Origin of the sequence: Streptomyces caniferus (assembly GCF_009811555.1) — a bacterium.
GTDB lineage: Bacteria > Actinomycetota > Actinomycetes > Streptomycetales > Streptomycetaceae > Streptomyces > Streptomyces caniferus.
The window spans coordinates 79647-98887 of the sequence record NZ_BLIN01000001.1; the positions used below are offsets into that span (position 1 = coordinate 79647).

Here is a 19241-nt window from a genome sequence, read left to right on the forward strand (position 1 = left end):
CGGTCAGCCGAGACGGGCGACGGTGCGGGCACTGAGGTCGATCACGAAACGGCGGGTGTCGATCCACGGGCCGTTCTTCACCTTGGTGAAGAGGCGGATGCAGCGGTGTTCCCCGCAGTCGCCCAGGGCGCCCGGCGCCGCTCCTTCCGCGCGGCCGCGGTAGACGAAGCCGGTGACGGAGAGCGGATCGGGCCCGGTGAGGTCGCGTCCGGTGGCCTCGCGGTAGTCCTCGCGCAGCCCGGAGCCCAGCGGCGCGGCGATCAGCAGCCGGGCCGCCTCGACGGCCTCGGCGTGGGCGGGCGGCGGCTGGACGCCGTGCTGGGTGTCCGTCGACTCGACCTTCGAGGTCGTGAGGTTGACGGTCTTGGTGAGGTAGCTGTCGCTCTTGTAGTCGTAGAAGGAGACCAGCGCCCGGCGCGGCGGATCGGCGAGCCCGGCCTCCGAGGGGGCGAGTTCGGCCAGGTCGGTGGTGAGGCGTTCGGGCCCGGGCCGCCCGGTGACGTCGGCGGCCGCGCCGCGCCGGGCGGGCGGCAGCGCCAGGTCCTGGGCGCGCCGGAGTTCGTCGTCGGTGAGCGGGTCCCGCCCCCGGCCGCGCTCCCCCTGCGGGCGGGCCGCCTCGACGACGCCGGGCGGCGGTGGCCCCGGGTCGTGTCCGGGCGCGGCCACGCCGGTCCGGCTCCGGCCGCTCGTCCCCTCGGCGGCGCCCGCGCCGGCGGGCAGGGTGATCGCGGTCATGACGGCGGTGCCCGTCAGCGCGAGGGCGGCGCCCGCGAGGACCTTGCCGAGGTGGCGGTGCATCAGGTGGCGCACGGTTCCCCCCTGCTGTCACGTCTCGTGACACACATGTCGGATCCCCCTGTCCGTCCTCCAGTAGGACGACCAGTAGGACGACATGACAACGCGACAGGTTGCCCACGAATGAGCGGAGTTCCCGCGAAAAGCCCTCTGTGTGCGAGAAGTTGCGAAAAGTTGGGGAAGTATTTCGATTCGTTCCGCGGATGTGTCTCGTGGAGTCGCCGCAGCGCCCGAGAAGAAAGTGGAAGAGTCTACCCATGCAGGTCTGGCCGGGACAGATGTATCCGCTGGGTGCCACCTATGACGGGGCGGGCACCAACTTCGCGGTGTTCTCCGAAGCCGCGAAGCGCATCGAACTGTGTCTACTGCACGACGACGGATCGGAGACCGCCGTCGAGCTGCGGGAGAGCGACGCCAATGTGCGGCACGCGTATCTCCCGGGGGTGATGCCGGGGCAGCGCTACGGCTTCCGGGCGCACGGTCCCTACGAACCGGAACGGGGGCAGCGCTGCAACTCGGCGAAGCTGCTGCTCGATCCGTACGCACGGGCCATGAGCGGCCGGATCGACTGGGACGAGGCCGTCTACGGCTACCACTTCGGGCGCCCCGAGGTCCGCAACGACCTGGACTCGGCGCCGCACACCATGGCGTCGGTCGTGGTCAACCCGTACTTCGACTGGGGCGACGACCGTCCGCCGCGCACCGCCTATCACGAGACGGTGCTCTACGAGGCCCACGTCAAGGGCCTGACGATGCGCCACCCGGAGCTCCCCGAGGAGCTGCGCGGCACCTATGCGGCGCTGGCGCATCCGGCGATCATCGACCATCTGACCAAGCTCGGGGTGACCGCGCTGGAGCTGATGCCGGTGCATCAGTTCGTCCAGGACCACCGGCTGGTGGACGCGGGGCTGACGAACTACTGGGGCTACAACACCATCGGGTTCTTCGCCCCGCACAACACCTACGCCTCCTGGGGCGACCGCGGGCAGCAGGTGCTGGAGTTCAAGACGGCGGTGCGGGCGCTGCACCAGGCCGGTATCGAGGTGATCCTCGATGTCGTCTACAACCACACCGCCGAGGGCAGCCATCTGGGCCCGACGCTGTCGTTCCGGGGGCTGGACAACGCCTCGTACTACCGCCTCTCGGACGACAGGCAGTACTACATGGACACCACGGGCACCGGGAATTCGCTGCTGATGCGCAGCCCGCACGTGCTGCAGCTGGTGATGGACTCGCTGCGCTACTGGGTGCAGGAGATGCGGGTGGACGGCTTCCGCTTCGATCTGGCGGCGACGCTGGCCCGGCAGTTCCACGAGGTGGACCGGCTGTCGTCGTTCTTCGACCTGGTGCACCAGGACCCGGTCGTCAGCCAGGTGAAGCTGATCGCCGAGCCGTGGGACGTCGGCGAGGGCGGCTATCAGGTGGGGAACTTCCCGCCGCTGTGGACCGAGTGGAACGGCAAGTACCGGGACACCGTGCGGGATCTGTGGCGGGGCGAACCGCGCACCCTGGCCGAGTTCGGATCGCGGCTGACGGGCTCGTCGGACCTCTACCAGGAGGACGGACGGCGGCCGCTGGCCTCGGTGAACTTCGTGACCTGCCACGACGGCTTCACGCTGCACGATCTGGTCGCGTACAACGAGAAGCGCAACGAGGCCAACGGCGAGGACAACCGGGACGGCGAGCGCTTCAACCGGTCCTGGAACTGCGGGGCCGAGGGGCCGACCGACGATCCCGGGGTGCGCAGGCTGCGGGCGCGGCAGATGCGCAACTTCCTCGCCACGCTGATGCTGTCGCAGGGCGTGCCGATGCTCAGCCACGGCGACGAGTTCGGGCGCAGCCAGGACGGCAACAACAACGCGTACTGCCAGGACAACGAGCTGTCGTGGGTGTACTGGCCGGAGCGGGCACCGGGCGGGAGCGCCGGCACGGCGGACGGGCCCGCTGCCACGGACGGGACCGACGAGGCGGACGAGGCGTCGGAGGGGGACGAGGAGCGGTTGGCACTGCTGGCGTTCGTGCGTCAGATGGTGTGGCTGCGGCGCGACCATCCGGTGTTCCGGCGCCGGCGGTTCTTCCAGGGGCACCCGATGGAGGGCACCCATGACGAGCTGTCCGACATCGCGTGGTTCACGGCGGGCGGCGAGGAGATGGGGCCGCGCGACTGGCAGTCGGTGCATGCCAAGTCGCTGGCGGTGTTCCTCAACGGCAGCTCGATCTCCGAACCGGGCCCCCGGGGCGAAACGATCACCGACGACTCGTTCCTGCTGATGTTCAACGCCCACGACCAGGAGAAGGAGTTCATCGTTCCGGCGCATCTCGGCCGGCAGTGGCAGATCATCGTGGACACCGACCGGCCGCAGGCGGTGGCGGACGGCGGCGGTGCCAAGGTCAAGGCCGGCGACCGGCTGACGCTCATCGGCCGGAGCCTGCTGGTGCTGCAGCGGCCGGCGTAGGGAGGGCGGGCCGCCGGGCCGGGGAGCCGAGGGCGACGGCGAGGACCAGGACGGCGGCCCCGACGGCGACGGCGAAGGCGGCCGAGGGGCCATGGGCCTCGGCGAGCCGGCCGGAGACGGCCAGGGACAGCGCCTGGCCGCCGACCACCGCGCTGGTGAGGAACGCCATCGATTCGGCCAGCCGGCCGGCCGGCACCAGCCGTTCGGTGAGGCCGAAGACCGTGATCAGATGCGGGGCGAAGGCCACTCCGAGCACCACGACGGCCAGATAGAGCGCCCCCAGGGACCGTACGAACAACAGCGGCACGGACAGCACGATCAGCCCGGCGGCGGCCGCCCGCCACCGTACCGGCAGCGTGATCCGGGCGGGGACCAGCGCCAGCAGCACTCCGGCGACCGCGCTCATCACCCCCATCGCGGCGTAGACGAGTCCGGCCTGGGCGGGCTGGTGGAGGCGTTCGGTGAGCGCGGTGATGCCGGCCTGGCAGGCGCCGAAGAGGGCGCCCTGCAGCGCCATCGAGGCGCGCAGGCCGTGCACCGCCCGGGGCATCCGGGCGCGGGCCGGGCGGGCGCCGCGTACCCGGTCGCGGTGGCCGTCCGTCGCGGGTGCGGCCGGCCCGCCCGCAGGGCCGGTGGTCCGCGGCGCGCCGCTCGTGGGCGGCGCGGTGGCCGGGCCGGGCGGATGCGGCGCCGCGACGGACGGATGCAGCACCGCGGCCGTGGGATGCAGCGCGAAGGCCGAGCCGCAGACCGCCAGCAGCAGCGCGGCCAGGGAGAGCGCCACGGCCGGGTGGGCCACCGTGGCGGACAGCCCCACCAGCGCCGGGCCGAGCACGAACGACATCTCGTCCAGGGTGCCTTCGAAGGACAGCGCGGTGTTGATCAGGCGGTCGTCCGCCCGTGCGCGACGGGCGAGCGCCACGAGCCGGGTGCGGGCCAGCGGACCGATCTGCGGTACGCCGGCTCCGGCGAGAAGTCCGGCCAGGGCCAGCGTCGGCGTCCCGGCACGGGCGAGGGCGGCGGCCACCAGCGCCGCCACGGCAAGCGCATCGAACCAGCAGGCGGTCAGCACCACCGTCCGCTGTCCGAGCCGGTCGGCGAGGCGGCCGAGCAGTGGCCCGCCCACCGTCTGGCCCGCCGCCAGCGCGCCCCCCACCAGACCCGCGGTGGCCAGCGAGCCGCTCGTCCGCGCCACCAGCAGCAGACTGCCGAGCTGGCACATGGCCGTGGGGAGCCTGCCGAGGAAGGAGACGACGGGCAGCAGCGGCCCGCTCAGCGCGAGCACCCGGCGGTAGGCGGCCGTGGCAGCGGTCATCGCCAGACGCTATCCGCGCCGGGTCCGCGCACCCCACGCACCGGACGTACGAAGATCCACGGCCGGTGCGCCCGCCCTCTTGGAGGAACGGACGACACCAATGCCGGGCCGGGAGGACACAACGGGCCCTCAGCGGGGTACGGGTGTTCCCATGACGCAGCCACCGAGTACGTCGCCGACCGCCACCTACCGGCTGCAGCTCCAGCCGGACTTCCCGTTCGCCGCCGCCGAGCGGGCCGTCCCCCATCTGGCCGCGCTGGGCGTCTCCCATCTGCACCTCTCGCCGGTGCTGGAGGCGGTGCCGGGGTCCGCCCACGGCTATGACGTGGTCGACCACACGGCGGTACGGGCCGAGCTGGGCGGCGAGCCGGGGCTGCGGGCGCTGGCGGCGACGGCCCGCTCGCACGGCCTCGGGCTGGTCGTCGACCTCGTGCCGAACCATATGGCCGTGCCCGCGCCGGTGTCGCTGAACGGGCCGCTGTGGCAGGTGCTGCGCGACGGCCCGGCGTCCCCGTACGCGCGGTGGTTCGACATCGACTGGGACGCGGGACACGGCGGCAGGCTGCTGCTGCCGGTGCTCGGCGGCCGGCTCGGCGACGAGGCGCGGCACTTCCGCGTGGAGGGCGGGGTGCTGCGCTATCAGGAGCAGGCCTTCCCGCTGCGTCCCGGTACGGAGGAGCTGCCGCTGATGCGCCTCCTGGAGGCCCAGTGGTACCGCCTCGCCTGGTGGCGGCTGGCCCGCAGCGAGCTCAACTACCGCCGCTTCTTCACCATTTCGGAGCTGATCGCGGTCCGTGCCGAGGACCCCGAGGTCTTCGAGGCGACCCATGGCACGGTGCTGCGACTGGTCCGCGAGGGCGTCATCGACGGACTGCGCATCGACCACCCGGACGGTCTGGTGGACCCCGGCGGCTATCTGGCCCGCCTGCACGAGGGGACCGGCGGCCGCTGGACGGTGGTCGAGAAGATCCTCACCGGTGACGAGCGGCTCCCGGCGAGCTGGGCCTGCGCGGGCACCACGGGCTATGACGCCCTGCGGCACCTCGACGGTCTGTTCGTCTGCCCGCAGGGCGCCGGACGGCTGTTCTCCCACTACCGGGACTTCACCACCCCGCTGGCCGACGAGGGCGGCGACTGGGAGGAGACGGTGCGCCGGGCCGCGTACGAGGTCATCACGCACGACCTGGCCGCGGAGGTCGAGCGGCTGGTGCGGACCGCGGCCCGGATCAGCGCACGGGTCCCGGCACCGGGCGACCATGCGCCGTGGGCGCTGCGTCATGCCCTCCGCGAGCTGATGGTGCGGCTGCCGGTCTACCGCCCGTACGCCGCGGACGCGGGACAGGCCGAGCAGGACGCGGCGATGCTGGGCACGGCAGCGGCGGGAGCCCGCACCGCCTTCCGGGTGCCCGAGGAGGCGCGGGCGGTGGATCTGATCCACGATCTGGCGCTCGGACGGCTGGCGGACGGCCCGGAGGACGAGGGCGCGGACTGCGCCGACTTCGCCGCGCGGTTCGCCCAGACCGCCTCCGCACTGCACGCCAAATCCGTGGAGGACACCGCCTTCTACCGCTATCCGGTGCTGCTGTCGGCCTGTGAGGTCGGCGGCGCCCCCGGCGATCCGGCGCTTCCCCCGGAGGCGTTCCATGCGTACTGCGCACGCATGCAGCGGGACCGGCCGACGGCCGGAACGGTGCTCTCCACGCACGACACCAAGCGCAGCGCCGATGTGCGGGCCCGGATCGCGGTGCTGTCGGAGTGCCCGGACCGCTGGCGGGACGCCCTGGGCGCGATGGCCGAGGGGGCGGTGTGCGACCTCGGCCCGCCTGGGGTGGGCGGCGCCGGTCCGGCGGACCCGATGGTGTCGTGGCTGGCCTGGCAGACCGTGTTCGGCCTGGGCGCGCCCGGCGACACGGCCGCGGCGGAGCGGGTGACGCCCGCCGTCCTCAAGGCCGTACGGGAGGCCGGGCTGCGCACCTCGTGGACGGAGCGGAAAGCGGGCTACGAGGAGGCCGTCGCGGAGTTCGTCCGCAAGGGGCCGTGCGGTCCCACGGCCGCACCGCTCGTGGCGCTGGACGACGAACTCGCCCCCTTCATCCGCGCCAACGTCCTGGGCGCGGCGCTGCTGCACCTCACCATGCCGGGCGTCCCCGACCTCTACCAGGGCACCGAACACACCTATGCCGCGCTGGTCGACCCGGACAACAGGGGGCCGGCCCGGTTCCGTCCGGAGCTGCTCGCCGAGCTGGACGGCGGCGGCGCGCCGCGCGGCCTCTCCGCCGAAAAGCTCCGGCTGACCGCCACGGCACTGCGTCTGCGGCGCGACCGTCCCGAGTGGTTCGGTGCCGCGGCCACGTACGAGCCGGTGTACGCGGAGGGCCCGGCGGCCGAGCACTGTGTGGCGTTCTGCCGCAGCGGCCGGGTGCTGACGGTGGCGACCCGTCTCTCGCTGCGCCTCGTGGAGACCGGCGGCTGGTGGGACACCCTGCTGCGGCTGCCGTCCGGCGGCCCCTGGCACGAGCTGCTGACCGGCCGCGAACTGCCGGGCGACGCGGCGGTGGGCCTGAGCGAACTGCTGGCGGTCTCACCGGTGGCGCTGTTCGTGGCGGGGTGAGGGGGCGTCACTCACCCGAGGGGACCGGCGGAGCGTCCCGTGTCGCCTTCCCCGCCGTGCGCAGCAGCTCGGTGAACTCCGCCGCCGCGCCGACCGGTGCGACCCGTGAGAAGACGGTGATGTCGCGGTGCCAGGGCGGGTCGGTGGGCACGGACGCGCAGTCCAGGCCGCGGAGTTCATGGGCCGCCGTCAGCAGCACGCCGACCCCGGCCGAGGCCATCCGTACCGCGGTCGAGCTGTGCTGGGTGCGGACGGCGGTACGCGGGGCGAAACCGGCCCGTTCGCACTCCAGGTCCAGCCATCGCCGTCCGCCGACCACCGGTTCCAGGCTGCAGCGCACCCACGGGCGGTCCGCCAGCTCCGCGAGGCGTACCGACTCCCGGGCGGCGAGCGGGTCGCCGTGCGGTACGACCAGCACCATCCGTTCCCGTCCCACGACGGTGACCGGCCCCGGCCAGTCCTCGGGGCGCGGCCCGAGCGCCATATCGGCGACGCCGCGGGCCATCTGCTCGGCCAACTCCTGTGTGGTGGCGTACTCATGGAGCACCAGGCGCACGCCCGGATGCGCATGGGCCCATCGCGCGCAGACCTCCGGGAGGACCCCGATCGCCAGGGCGTGCACCGTCGCGATGTGCAGTTCGCCGCTCTCCGCGCCGCCCGCCGCGAGCGCGGCGCGGCGGGCCTGCCGGGCGCTGCGGACGGCGAGTTCGGCGTGCGGGAAGTAGGCCCGGCCCATCGCGGTCAGCCGCACCCCGCGGGTCATCCGCTCCAGCAGCGGACCGCCGATCTCCCGTTCCAGCGCCTTGATCTGGTGCGAGAGCGCGGACTGGGTGACATGCAGCGCGTCGGCGGCGCGGGTGAAGGACTCCTCCTCGACGACCGCGACGAGGTACTCCATCTGCCGCAGGCTCATGCCCGCCCCTCCCGGTGCGCTCGGACCGCCTCATGCAGCCGCCCTCCATGAAGGCTCTGCATCAACTCCATAGAAACATTGCCTTGGACTCATGACCGCAGGTGGGCGGAGGCTGATCGCATGAGTCAGACAGCAGCGAACACGACGGACGTACTGGTCATCGGCGGCGGCACGGGCGGCTACAGCGCCGCACTGCGCGCCGCGTCCCTGGGCCTGCGGGTGGTGCTGGCCGAACGCGATCTGGTCGGCGGCACCTGCCTGCACCGCGGCTGCATCCCCAGCAAGGCCATGCTGCACGCCGCCGAGCTGGTGGACGGCATCGCGGAGGCCCGCGAGCGGTGGGGCGTCAAGGCCACCGTCGATTCCCTGGACTGGCCGGCCCTCGTGGCCACCCGCGACACCATCGTCGCCCGCAACCACCAAGGCGTGGTGGGGAATTTGCGGACCGCGGGCGTGCAGGTCGTCCGGGGCGCGGCGCGGCTGACCGGGCCCCGAGGCGTCCACATCGAGGGCGCCGGGGAGTTCACCGCACGGCGCGGCATCGTCCTTGCCACCGGCTCCCGGCCGCGCCTGCTGCCGGGGCTGACGCCCGACGGCCGTCGCGTGGTGACCAGCGACGATGCGCTGTTCGCCGCCGGGCTCCCGGCGTCCGTACTGGTCCTGGGCGGCGGCGCGATCGGCGTCGAGTACGCCTCCTTCCACCGCTCCATGGGGGCCGAGGTCACGCTGGTCGAGGCGGCGGAACGGCTGCTCCCGCTGGAGGACGAGGAGGTCGGCCGCCGGCTGGCGCGCGGGCTGAAGCAACGCGGTATCGCGGTCCGTACGGGCTCGACGCTGACCGGGACCGAGCTGCTGCCGGACGGCGTACGGGCCACCGTGCGCACCCCGAAGGGCGAGGAGCAGGTGGTCGAGTCCGAGCGGCTGCTGGTCGCGGTGGGGCGGGTCCCGGTGACGGACGGGCTGGACCTGGCGGCGGCCGGGCTGTCGGCGGACGAGCGGGGGTTCGTCGCGCCGGCCGACCGGTCGCGGCTGGAGACTGCCGTGCGGGGCATCCATGTGGTCGGTGATCTGCTGCCGCCGCCGTCCCTGGGTCTGGCCCACGCCTCCTTCGCGGAGGGCCTGTTGGTGGCCGAGGCGCTGGCGGGCCGTGCGACGCGTGCCGTGGACTACGCGACCGTGCCGCGGGTGACGTACTCCTCGCCGCAGACCGCGTCGGTCGGCCTGACCGAGGCCGAGGCGCGCGCCCGCGGCCTGGAGGTCGAGGTCAACACCATGCCGCTGGCCGCCACCGCCAAGGGCATGGTGCACGGCCGGGGCGGCATGGTGAAGGTGATCGCCGCGGCGGGCGGGCCCGGCGGCGCGGCCACCGGCCCGGTGCTCGGTGTCCATCTGGTCGGGCCGCACGTCTCGGAGATGATCGCCGAGAGCCAGCTGATCGTGGCCTGGGACGCCGAACCGGCCGATGTCGCCGCGCACATCCATGCGCATCCGACGCTGTCCGAGGCGGTCGGCGAGGCGTTTCTGACGCTGGCGGGCCGAGGGCTGCATCAGCACTGAGGCCCCTCCCCCGGCCGGAAAATTCGGTTGCCGGGCCGCGTACGACCGGCCAACCATGACCCCGTACGCCCGTTTTCCCTGAACCAGGAGCACAGCATGCGCGGATTCCTCGGAACTACTCATCGCCCCGGCCGGACGACAGTTCTTGAGGAATCCACCTTCCATGCTTCCTTCGCACACCCTGAACATCGGGATTCTCGCCCACGTCGACGCGGGTAAGACCAGCCTCACCGAGCGGCTGCTGTTCGACACCGGTGCCATCGGCCGGCTCGGCAGCGTCGATGCCGGTGACACCGCCACGGACACCGGCGAGCTGGAGCGGCAGCGCGGCATCACGATCCGCTCCGCCGTCGCCTCCTTCACCGTCGGCGGCACCCAGGTCAACCTGCTCGACACCCCCGGGCACTCCGACTTCATCGCCGAGGTCGAACGCGCGCTGGGGGTGCTCGACGGCGCCGTCCTGCTGCTGTCCGCGGTGGAGGGCGTCCAGGCCAGGACCCGGGTCCTGATGAAGACGCTGCGGCGGCTGCGGCTGCCCACCCTGCTGTTCATCAACAAGATCGACCGGGTCGGCGCCCGGGACGAGGCGCTGCTCGCGGACATCCGCCGGCTGCTCGCGCCGGTCGCCGTCCCGATGACGTCCGTGACGGGGCTCGGCACCGCGCAGGCCGATGCCGTGCCGTACGACCTGGAGGACCCCCGGGTCCGCGCACGGGTCGCCGAAACGCTGGCCGAGGTCGACGAGTCGGTCCTCGCCGAGCTGGTGGGCCCGGTCTCCGGAGGGCAGGAGCCGGGGCAGGGCGGCACGGAGCCGGGCGGACAGGGACCGACCGCGGACCGGCTCCACGCGGCGCTCGCCGCTCGCACCGCCGACGGCTCGCTGCACCCGGTGTACTTCGGCTCCGCGCTCGGCGGTCAGGGCGTCGGCGCGCTCATCGAGGGCATGGCCGGGCTGATCCCGCCGGCACCGGTCGGCGGGGGCACCGCTCCCCGGGGCACGGTCTTCGCCGTCCACCAGCCGCCGAACGGCGAACGGACCGCCCATATCCGGCTCTACGAGGGCGAGTTGCGGCCACGACAGCAGATCGAACTGCACCGGCCCGGGGTGGACGGCGCCGACGGGTCCCTGACCGGACGGATCACGTCGCTCCAAGTCGTCGGCCGGCCGCCCGGCGACGACGGGCCGCTCACCGCGGGCCACATCGGGGTGCTCCGCGGGCTGTCCGGCATCCGGACGGGCGACCGTCTCGGCCCGGCCGCCGATGCCCCCGCCGGGAGCGCCCTGTTCCCCTCCCCCACCCTCGAAACCCTGGTCCGGGCCCGCCGTCCGGAACAGGGCGCCGCGTTGCGCGCCGCGCTGCTGGCGCTCGCGGACCAGGACCCGCTGCTGCAGGCCCGTCCCGCGCCGGACGGCGCGACCTCGGTGCTGTTGCACGGCGAGGTGCAGAAGGAGATCGTCGCGGCCACCCTGCGCCAGGAGCACGGCATCGAGGCGGCGTTCGCGCCCAGCCGAGTGGTGTGCGTCGAGCGGCCGTGCGGGGTCGGCGAGGCCTGCGAGGAGATCGCCGGGCGCGGCCACACCGGCCCCTGGGCCACGGTCGGCCTCCGGGTCGAGCCGGGCGCCCGCGGCTCCGGCCCGGTCTTCGCCTACGAGACCGAACTGGGCGCCCTGCCGCACGGCTTCCACCAGGCCATCGAGGAGACCGTGCTGGCGACCCTGCGGCACGGACCGCACGGTCTGGCGGTGACGGACTGCCGGGTGGTGCTGACCCGCTCCGGATTCGTGGGCCCGCTCAGCACCGCCGGGGACTTCCGCGCGGTCACCCCCGTCGTGCTGCGGCGGGCGCTGCGCCGGGCCGGCACCCGGGTCCACGAGCCGTACCACGCCTTCGAAGTCGACGTCCCGCTCGCCGCGCTGGCGCCGGTGACCGCCCGCCTCGCGGCACTGGGCGCGGCCTTCGCCGAGACCACCGGCGGGCGGCACTCCTGGACGGTCAGCGGGTGCCTCCCGGCCCGCCATGTGCAGAAGTTCCAGGGGGTGTTGCCCGGACTGACGCACGGCGAGGGGGTGTGGACCTCCCACCCGTCGGGGGACCGGCCCGTGCGGGACGCCGAACGGGACGCCGAGCGGAGTCCCGGGCAGGGTGACGAAAGGGGCGCCGAGCGGGGTGCGGACGGGGCCTCACCACGGGCGCGGGGCGGGCGCCCCGTATGAGGACCACCGCCCATCGCCCCGTCGGACGGCTCGCTCATCGCCCCGTCAGGACCGCCCGCTCACCGCTCCGTCAGGACGTAATCCACCCGGCCGAAGGTGATGTGGTCGCCGGGGCCGACCGGCACCTCGCCCACCACGCGGCGGCCGTTGACGCAGGTGCCGTTGGTGGAGCCGAGGTCGCGCAGCAGCCATCCCTTGTCCACGCTGCGGAGTTCGGCGTGGGCGCGGGAGACCGTCTCGTGGTTGAGGCGCAGGCCCACGCCGGGCGCCCGTCCTATGAGCAGCGGGAGCGGGCCGGGCTCCGGCAGCAGGAGCTTCGGCAGCCGCTCCATGCGCCATGCGCGACGCACCCGGAGGTGGAACGCCGACGCCCGGCCCACCATGCGCAGCATCACGCCCTGGACCTTGCCGCGGGTCGCCAAGTCGGCCGTGACCAGGTCGAGTTCGGACTGCTGCTGAGCGGTGAGGACAAGTTCCAGACGCCGAAGGAAGGTGTCCTGGGACAGCCGTCCCTGCGCCGCACCGTCGCGCAGCAGGTCGAGGGCGCGTTCCCGGTCGGCGTCCGACGGGCGCGTCGGGCGCGCAGGGAACTCGAGCGAAGTCATACGGTGATTCTCCGACCACCGCGAGCCGCTGTCCAGGCAAGGTGGGTGCGCGGGACACCGCGGGCGGGCGCGCGGCTCACCGGCCGGTCGCGGTGGAACGATGCAGGTGGGCGCGGCGCGGCGCGCCGTACGAGCGCGGCGGGATGGCGCGATCTCGGCCCGTGTCGTCACGCCGGTCTGTCGGACGGCCGGGCAGCATGCTTTCTTCGTGGGAGACCGGACCGAACGAAGGAGGACGGCCGTGCTGTTCGAGGTGTGGGCGCCGCATGCCGGGCGGGTCGCTCTCCAGTGGGCGGGTGACCGGGCCGGCGAGCCGGACGTGGCGATGGAGCGTGCCGGGGAGCGCGCGGGCTGGTGGCGTGCCGAGGCACCGGCCCGGGACGGGGACCGGTACGGCTTCCGGCTCGACGGCGGACCGGCGCTGCCCGACCCGCGGGCCGCACGGCTGCCGGAGGGCCCCGGCGGACCCGGTGCGGTCGTCGAGCACGACCGGTTCGGGTGGCGGCACCCCTGGCCCGGTCGCCCGCTGCCCGGCGCGGCCCTCTACGAGCTGCACATCGGGACGTACACCCCCGAGGGCACCTTCGACGCCGCCGCCGCGCGGCTGCGCCACCTCGCCGACCTGGGCATCACCCATGTCTCCCTGATGCCGGTCTGCCCGTTCCCCGGCAGCCACGGGTGGGGCTACGACGGGGTGGCGCCCTGGGCGGTGCACGAACCGTACGGCGGGCCGGACGGCCTCAAGCGGTTCGTGGACGCGGCGCACGGCCTCGGGCTGGGGGTCGTGCTCGATGTGGTGCACAACCACCTCGGCCCGTCCGGCAACCGTCTCCCGGAGTTCGGGCCGTACTTCACCGACACCCATCGGACCCCGTGGGGCGCCGCGGTCAATCTCGACGCCCCCGGCAGCGAGGAGGTACGCGGCTACCTCCTCGACTGCGCGCTCTCCTGGCTGCGCGACTACCGGCTCGACGGGCTGCGGCTGGACGCCGTCCACGCCCTGCACGACGACGGCACCCCGCACTTCCTGGCCGAACTGTCCGCCGCCGTCGACGCGCTGGCCGGGCAGCTGGGGCGTCCGCTGTTCCTGGTCGCCGAGTCGGATCTCAACGATCCGCGCACCACCGTACGGCGGGCGGACGGCGGGCAGGGACTGCACGCCCAGTGGAACGACGATTTCCACCACGCCCTGCACACCGCGCTGACCGGCGAATCCCAGGGCTATTACGCCGACTTCGCCGAGGCCCCGCTCGCCGCCCTCGCCAAGACGCTGACCGGCGGCTTCTTCCACGACGGGACGTACTCCAGCTTCCGCGGCGGGACGCACGGCGCGCCCCTCGACCTGCGGGTGACGCCCGCGTACCGGCTGCTCGCCTACGCCCAGACGCACGATCAGATCGGCAACCGGGCCCTCGGCGACCGGCTCGCGGCCGGGCTCTCCCCGGGGCTGCTCGCCTGTGCCGCGGCCCTGGTGCTGTGCGCGCCGTTCACCCCGATGCTGTTCATGGGCGAGGAGTGGGGCGCGACCACCCCGTGGCAGTACTTCACCGATCACACGGATCCGGAGCTGGCGGAGGCGGTACGCGCCGGGCGCCGCCGCGAGTTCGCCGCGCACGAGTGGGCCGGGCACGCCGACGACTGGCCGGATCCGCAGGACCCGGCGACCCGCGACCGCTGCGTCCTGGACTGGAGCGAACCCGCCGTGGAGCCGCACACCGCACTGCTGGCCTGGCACCGTACCCTGCTGGCGCTGCGCCACGAGCTGCCGCCGCTGACCGACCCGGATCCACGCCACACCGCCGTCCGCTACGACGAGCGGGCCCGCTGGCTCCTGCTGCGGCGCGGCCCGCTACGGGTGGCGGTCAATCTCGCGCGGGACACCACGGCCGCCGTTCCGGTCGCCGGGGACGGCGCGGAGGGAGCCGGCGCGGACGGGGATGCTCCGGGCGGCGGGGCCCGGCTGCAGGCGCTGGCGGGCTGGCCCGGTGCCCGGCTTCCCGGGGCGGACGGTGTGCTGCGGCTCCCCCCGGAGTCGGCGGTGGTGCTCGGGCCGTAGCCCCGGCCGCCGGGGGCTCAGTGCGAGAACTCCGAGACGAACGCCGCGCAGAAGGCCTCCAGATCGCCCGGCCGCCGACTGGTGATCAGGGTGTTCGGCCCGCTGGTGCAGATCGCGACCTGTTCGTCGACCCAGGTGCCGCCCGCGTTGCGGACATCGGTGCGCAGACTCGGCCAGGAGGTCAGCGTGCGGCCGCGCACCACATCGGCCTCGATGAGCGTCCACGGCGCGTGGCAGATGGCGGCCACCGGCTTCCCGGCGTCGAAGAAGGACTTGACGAACGCCACGGCCCGCTCATCCAGGCGCAGGGCGTCCGGGCCCGCCACCCCACCGGGCAGCACCAGTCCGTCGAAGTCCGCCGCGGTCGCCTCGTCCACCGTCAGATCGACGGGGAAGGTGTCCGCCTTGTCCAGGTGGTGGAACGCCTGCACCTTGCCCGCGCGGGGGGAGACCAGCGTCGGGCCGCCGCTCGCGTCGGTCACCGCCTGCCACGACCGGGTCAGCTCGACCTGCTCGGTACCCTCCGTGGCCACCAGAAACGCCGCCTGCATACTGCGCTCACGTCCCTTCATCGGGTCGAGAAGCGAGGAGGAGCCCCGCTCCCACACCTCTCGACCATAACGGCGCGAAGCGCCTTCACTCATCCGCAGGACCCGGCCCCGCGGACAGGCCCGGACGGGGCCCCCGCGGCCGCCCACGGGCCCCGCCACCACCCGCTCCGCTCGCCCGATCGTCCACTCCTCGTCCAGGTGATGGACACTGTGTCCATGCCCCTGCACATCTCCGACCTGCTCGCCCGGCCCGACCTCCGCCTGTCGGTCACCTACGACGTGCCGCCGCGACAGCTGGCCCGCACCATCGAAGCGGCGACGGTCTCGGATCTGCCGACGCCGGGGAAGTGGCTGCAGGGCGGCGAACTCCTCATGACGATCGGGCTGTTGCTGCCGATGGAGCCGGCCGCCTGCCGGGCGTACGTGCGGGACGCGGCCGAGGGCGGGGCGGCCTGCCTGGCGCTCGGGCTGGGGCAGGGGCTGCCGTTCCAGGAGGCGCCGGAACCGCTGGTGAGGGCGGCCGAGGAGGCCGGTCTGCCGCTGCTGACGGTGCCGGACGAGGTGCCGTTCATCGCCGTCACCAAGGCGGTCTTCGACGCCCGGGCCGACGAACAGCGCGAGCTGCTGCACCGGGCGTTCGCGACCCAGCGCCGGCTGACCGCCGCTGCGACCGGCGACGGGCTGCGGCCGATGCTGGCGGAGTGGACGGCCGCCACGGGGGTGGGCGCGGCGGTGCTCGACCCCCTCGGGCGCCTGCTCGCCACGAGCGAGCCCGAGCAGCGGACCCTGCCGGCGCAGGCGCACGAGCTGCTGGACCGGGTGGCCGCGCGCGGACTGCGCGGCAGCGCGTCCAGCACGGCCGCCGGGCAGCAGCTGGAGGTGCAGCCGCTGGGCGCGCGGCGGCTGCGCGGGCTGCTGCTGCTCACCGGCCGGCCGGACGACGCCGCCCGTGCGGTCGTCCCCGGTCTGGTCTCGCTGCTCTCCCTGGAGCTGGAGCGCCGCCACCTCCGCGACGAGCCGGAGCGCCGCCGCCGCTCGGCGCTGCTCTCGGAGCTGCTGGCCGACGAGGACCCGTCGGCCGACCGGGCCCGGGACATGCTGCGTTCGGCGGGGCTGACGGCCGACCGGGTGCGCGGGGTCGTGGTGGAGGCCGCGGGCACCCCGGGGGGCCGTACGGCGGCCGGGGCCGGGCCGACGGAGGGCGCCGCGGACGGCGCCGCGCAGGAGATGGCCGCGGACCTGGCGCTGGCGCTGCCCGGCGGCCTGGTCAGGGTCGTGGACGGGGCACCGGGCGCGGTCGTCGAGGCGGTGGTGGGCGAGGAGCTGGACATCCGCGAGGTGCTCGCCCGCTTCGCCCCGCGCTGCCCGGCCGGTATCGGCCCGGCCACCGCCCCCGAAGCGGTACGGGTGTCGCTGCGTCAGGCGGCCGGACTGCTCGCCGTCAGCCGGGCGGCCGGCGAGCCCGCGGAGGCCCGGCAGAGCCAGGCCAGCCGGCTGCTGCTCGACCTGGGCGACCGCACCACGCTGCACGGCTACGCCGACACCGTGCTCGGCCCGCTCGATCTCGCGGACCACGGCGAGGAGCTGATCGCCACCCTGGCGGCCTGGCTGGAGACCGGCGGCGCCTGGGACGCCACCAGCCGGCGGCTCGGCGTCCACCGGCACACCGTGCGCAACCGCCTCGACAAAGCCATGGACCTCACCGGCCGCCGCCTCGACGACCCCGACGACCGCTTCGACCTCTGGCTGGCCACCCGCATCCGCGGCGGCGCCTCCGCCACCGGGTCAGGCGGCCGGCCGGCTCCCCCACCGCCAGGCCGGTGACGCGGACCCCCGCCACCCCGACCGCCCTTCACTCTCTCCCCCGCACCGTCTTTACTGCGGGGGTGACCTACGAGATCCGCACCCTCCCGCCCGGCGCCACCGGCCCCGCCCCCGCACCCGCTTCCCGTTCCCCGCGCGGCGGCGGGCACCGCGGCACCCTGGTGGCCGTCAGCGATCTGCACGTCCGCTACCGGGAGAACCGCGACATCGTCGAGGCCTTAAGACCGGAGTCCGACGACGACTGGCTGCTGGTCGCCGGTGATGTCGGCGAATGCGTCTCCGACATCCGCTGGGCGCTCACCCGGCTCAGCAGCCGGTTCGCCAAGGTGGTGTGGGTGCCCGGCAATCACGAGCTGTGGACGCCGGACCACGACCCGGTGCAGTTGCGCGGCGTGGCGCGCTACGAGCATCTGGTGGAGATCTGCCGGGAGTTGGGCGTCCTCACCCCCGAGGACCCCTATCCGCTGTGGGAGGGCACCGGCGGCCCTGCCGTCATCGCGCCGCTGTTCCTCCTCTACGACTACACCTTCCGGCAGCCGGGCGTGTCGTCCAAGGAGGAGGCGCTCGCCCGTGCCGAGGAGGCCGGGGTGGTGTGCACCGACGAGCACTTCCTGCACCCCGACCCGTACCCGACGCGGGAGGCGTGGTGCCGGGCGCGGGTCGCCGCCACCGAGGCCAGGCTCGCCGCCCTGCCGGAGGACCTGCCCACGGTGCTCGTCAACCACTGGCCGGTGGTGCGCGAGCCCACCCGGCCCCTGTGGTACCCGGATTTCGCGCTGTGGTGCGGTACGGAGGCGACCGCCGACTGGCCGCGCCGGTTCCGTGCCGCCACGGTGGTCTACGGCCACCTCCACATCCCGCGGCTGCTGATCTGCGACGGCGTACCCCATCAGGAGGTGTCGCTCGGCTACCCGCGGGAGTGGCAGCGCCGCTCGGCCGCACCGGGCCGCCCGGTGCGGATCCTGCCCGCACCGGCCACCGTCGCCGCCGGAACCACCGGGACCCTCGCATGATCGACAAGCTGCTGCCGGCCCCGGTCGTGACCGCCGAGGCCTTCCACGACGCCCCGGTCTCCGAGATGTTCCCCGAGGAGTGGGCGCTGGTCTCCGCCGCCGTCCCCCAGCGGCAGAACGAGTTCGGCACCGTACGCGGCTGCGCCCGCGCCGCACTGGCCGAACTGGGCATCGCCCCCGCACCCCTGCTCCCCGGCCCGAACCGGGAGCCGCAGTGGCCGCCGGGCATCGTCGGCGCCATGACGCACTGCGCCGGCTACCGCGCCGCCGCCGTGGCCCGCGCGACGGACGTCCGGACGATCGGCCTGGACGCCGAACCGCACCTCCCCGTGGACGACCCCGGCGTGGTCGACCTCATCACCCTCCCCGAGGAGCGCGCCCAGCTGCGCCGGCTGGCCGCCGTGCAGCCCGAAATCTGCTGGGACCGCCTGGTGTTCAGCGCGAAGGAGTCCGTCTACAAGGCGTGGTACCCCCTCGCCCGCCGCTGGCTCGACTTCGAGGAGGCCCTGCTCACCCTCGACCCGTCGAACGCCACCTTCACCGCCCAACTCCTCGTCCCCGGACCGGTGATCGACGGCAAAGAACTCACCGAATTCACCGGCCGGTGGCTCGTGGAAGCGGGGTTGGTGGTGACGGGGATTGTGGTGAGGAGATGACGGGGGTACGGCCGGGGTTGCTTCCGCTTCCGCTCCCTCTGGGGCGGCGCACTCGGCCGGTCCGTCCGGGAAGCGCCGCTCCTCCCTTCCGCCGGCATCGCACACGGTGGCCGAAAGTTGATCAACAAACTGCGTCGAGGCGGGCAGGGATCCCCCAGGAACAGGGCTGTTGACCTCGCAGGAGAGCAACTTCCGGACATTCTTCGGCAGGATGCGACAACGACGCCCGAGACAACTAGCGTTGGCGGAAATCCGTGGGTGCAAGGGGGAGACATGGATCCGGTTACTGCTGCCGCAGCCGCTGCGGTCGCGCTGGTGGTCAAGGGCGCTCTGGAGTCCGCCGGCCAGGAAGCCGGCCGGTCCGGATGGAGCGGCGGGGCGAGGCTGATCGAGCGGGTGCGTGCCCGCTTCCGGGGCGACGGCGAGGCGGTGGACGCACTCGACCGGGTGGAGCAGAGCCCGGATGACACCGCGGCACAGGAAACGCTGCAGCGCATGCTGCTGGCCCACATGCTCCGTGACCGCGACTTCGAATCCGACATCCGCCGACAGGTCGACGAGGCGGTGGCGGCCCAGGGCGGCAAGGCACAGGTGAACGCGGCCCTCATCAAGAACGCCCAGGTGTTCAACGAAAAGGTGGAGATCCAGGGCGACTGGAACATCTCCTGACTCCG

Annotated in this window: 14 protein-coding genes; 9 read left to right on the forward strand and 5 right to left on the reverse strand. The window is 73.9% G+C overall.

Annotated features, from left to right (window positions below):
* Nucleotides 1–3: 3 nt before the first annotated feature.
* On the reverse strand, nt 4–810 hold the full coding sequence (locus tag Scani_RS00345; RefSeq protein WP_159468841.1) for a Tat pathway signal sequence domain protein: 807 nt from the start codon (nt 808–810) through the stop codon (nt 4–6).
* A gap of 242 nt (nt 811–1052) precedes the next feature.
* Here Scani_RS00345 and glgX point away from each other — a divergent pair, with 242 nt between their 5' ends.
* Nucleotides 1053–3251: a glycogen debranching protein GlgX gene (gene glgX, locus Scani_RS00350; RefSeq protein WP_159468843.1), complete on the forward strand. Its 2199-nt coding sequence runs from the start codon at nt 1053–1055 to the stop codon at nt 3249–3251.
* Here the strand turns inward: glgX and Scani_RS00355 are convergent.
* Entirely contained in the window at nt 3211–4566 is a 1356-nt protein-coding gene (locus tag Scani_RS00355; protein ID WP_159468845.1) for an MFS transporter, read from the reverse strand. The genes glgX and Scani_RS00355 overlap by 41 nt on opposite strands.
* A gap of 151 nt (nt 4567–4717) precedes the next feature.
* On the opposite strand from Scani_RS00355, the gene treY reads away from it, so the two are divergent.
* Nucleotides 4718–7177, forward strand: a complete 2460-nt coding sequence (gene treY / locus Scani_RS00360) for a malto-oligosyltrehalose synthase (protein WP_159468847.1) — start codon at nt 4718–4720, stop codon at nt 7175–7177.
* Between the two features lie 7 nt (nt 7178–7184).
* Here treY and Scani_RS00365 read toward each other — a convergent pair whose 3' ends face one another.
* Nucleotides 7185–8090: a LysR family transcriptional regulator gene (locus Scani_RS00365; protein WP_159468849.1), complete on the reverse strand. Its 906-nt coding sequence runs from the start codon at nt 8088–8090 to the stop codon at nt 7185–7187.
* 120 nt (nt 8091–8210) lie between these two features.
* Between Scani_RS00365 and lpdA the strand changes: the two genes are divergently transcribed.
* Both lpdA and otr(A) read left to right on the forward strand, forming a co-directional pair.
* A complete protein-coding gene (gene lpdA, locus Scani_RS00370; protein ID WP_159468851.1) occupies nt 8211–9647 on the forward strand; it encodes a dihydrolipoyl dehydrogenase in 1437 nt (478 codons plus the stop codon).
* 163 nt (nt 9648–9810) lie between these two features.
* A complete protein-coding gene (gene otr(A), locus Scani_RS00375) occupies nt 9811–11862 on the forward strand; it encodes a tetracycline resistance ribosomal protection protein Otr(A) (protein ID WP_159468853.1) in 2052 nt (683 codons plus the stop codon).
* A 59-nt stretch (nt 11863–11921) separates the two neighbouring features.
* Here otr(A) and Scani_RS00380 read toward each other — a convergent pair whose 3' ends face one another.
* Complete coding sequence (locus Scani_RS00380) at nt 11922–12467, reverse strand: FHA domain-containing protein (protein ID WP_159468855.1); 546 nt, start codon at nt 12465–12467, stop codon at nt 11922–11924.
* Nucleotides 12468–12708: 241 nt separating this feature from the next.
* Between Scani_RS00380 and treZ the strand changes: the two genes are divergently transcribed.
* Entirely contained in the window at nt 12709–14523 is a 1815-nt protein-coding gene (treZ, locus tag Scani_RS00385; RefSeq protein WP_159468857.1) for a malto-oligosyltrehalose trehalohydrolase, read from the forward strand.
* Nucleotides 14524–14540: 17 nt separating this feature from the next.
* Here treZ and Scani_RS00390 read toward each other — a convergent pair whose 3' ends face one another.
* Entirely contained in the window at nt 14541–15074 is a 534-nt protein-coding gene (locus Scani_RS00390; RefSeq protein WP_159469329.1) for a type 1 glutamine amidotransferase domain-containing protein, read from the reverse strand.
* Between the two features lie 216 nt (nt 15075–15290).
* Between Scani_RS00390 and Scani_RS00395 the strand changes: the two genes are divergently transcribed.
* The 4 genes from Scani_RS00395 to Scani_RS00410 all read left to right on the forward strand — a co-directional run bounded on the left by Scani_RS00395 (nt 15291) and on the right by Scani_RS00410 (nt 19236).
* A complete protein-coding gene (locus Scani_RS00395; RefSeq protein ID WP_159468859.1) occupies nt 15291–16898 on the forward strand; it encodes a PucR family transcriptional regulator in 1608 nt (535 codons plus the stop codon).
* A gap of 62 nt (nt 16899–16960) precedes the next feature.
* A complete protein-coding gene (locus tag Scani_RS00400) occupies nt 16961–17911 on the forward strand; it encodes a metallophosphoesterase family protein (RefSeq protein ID WP_159468861.1) in 951 nt (316 codons plus the stop codon).
* Entirely contained in the window at nt 17908–18567 is a 660-nt protein-coding gene (locus Scani_RS00405; protein ID WP_159468863.1) for a 4'-phosphopantetheinyl transferase family protein, read from the forward strand. The genes Scani_RS00400 and Scani_RS00405 overlap by 4 nt, the downstream gene beginning before the upstream one ends.
* Before the next feature lie 273 nt (nt 18568–18840).
* The gene (locus tag Scani_RS00410; RefSeq protein WP_159468865.1) at nt 18841–19236 is read left to right on the forward strand and encodes a hypothetical protein; all 396 of its coding nucleotides are present in this window, start codon (nt 18841–18843) and stop codon (nt 19234–19236) included.
* Nucleotides 19237–19241 lie beyond the last annotated feature (5 nt).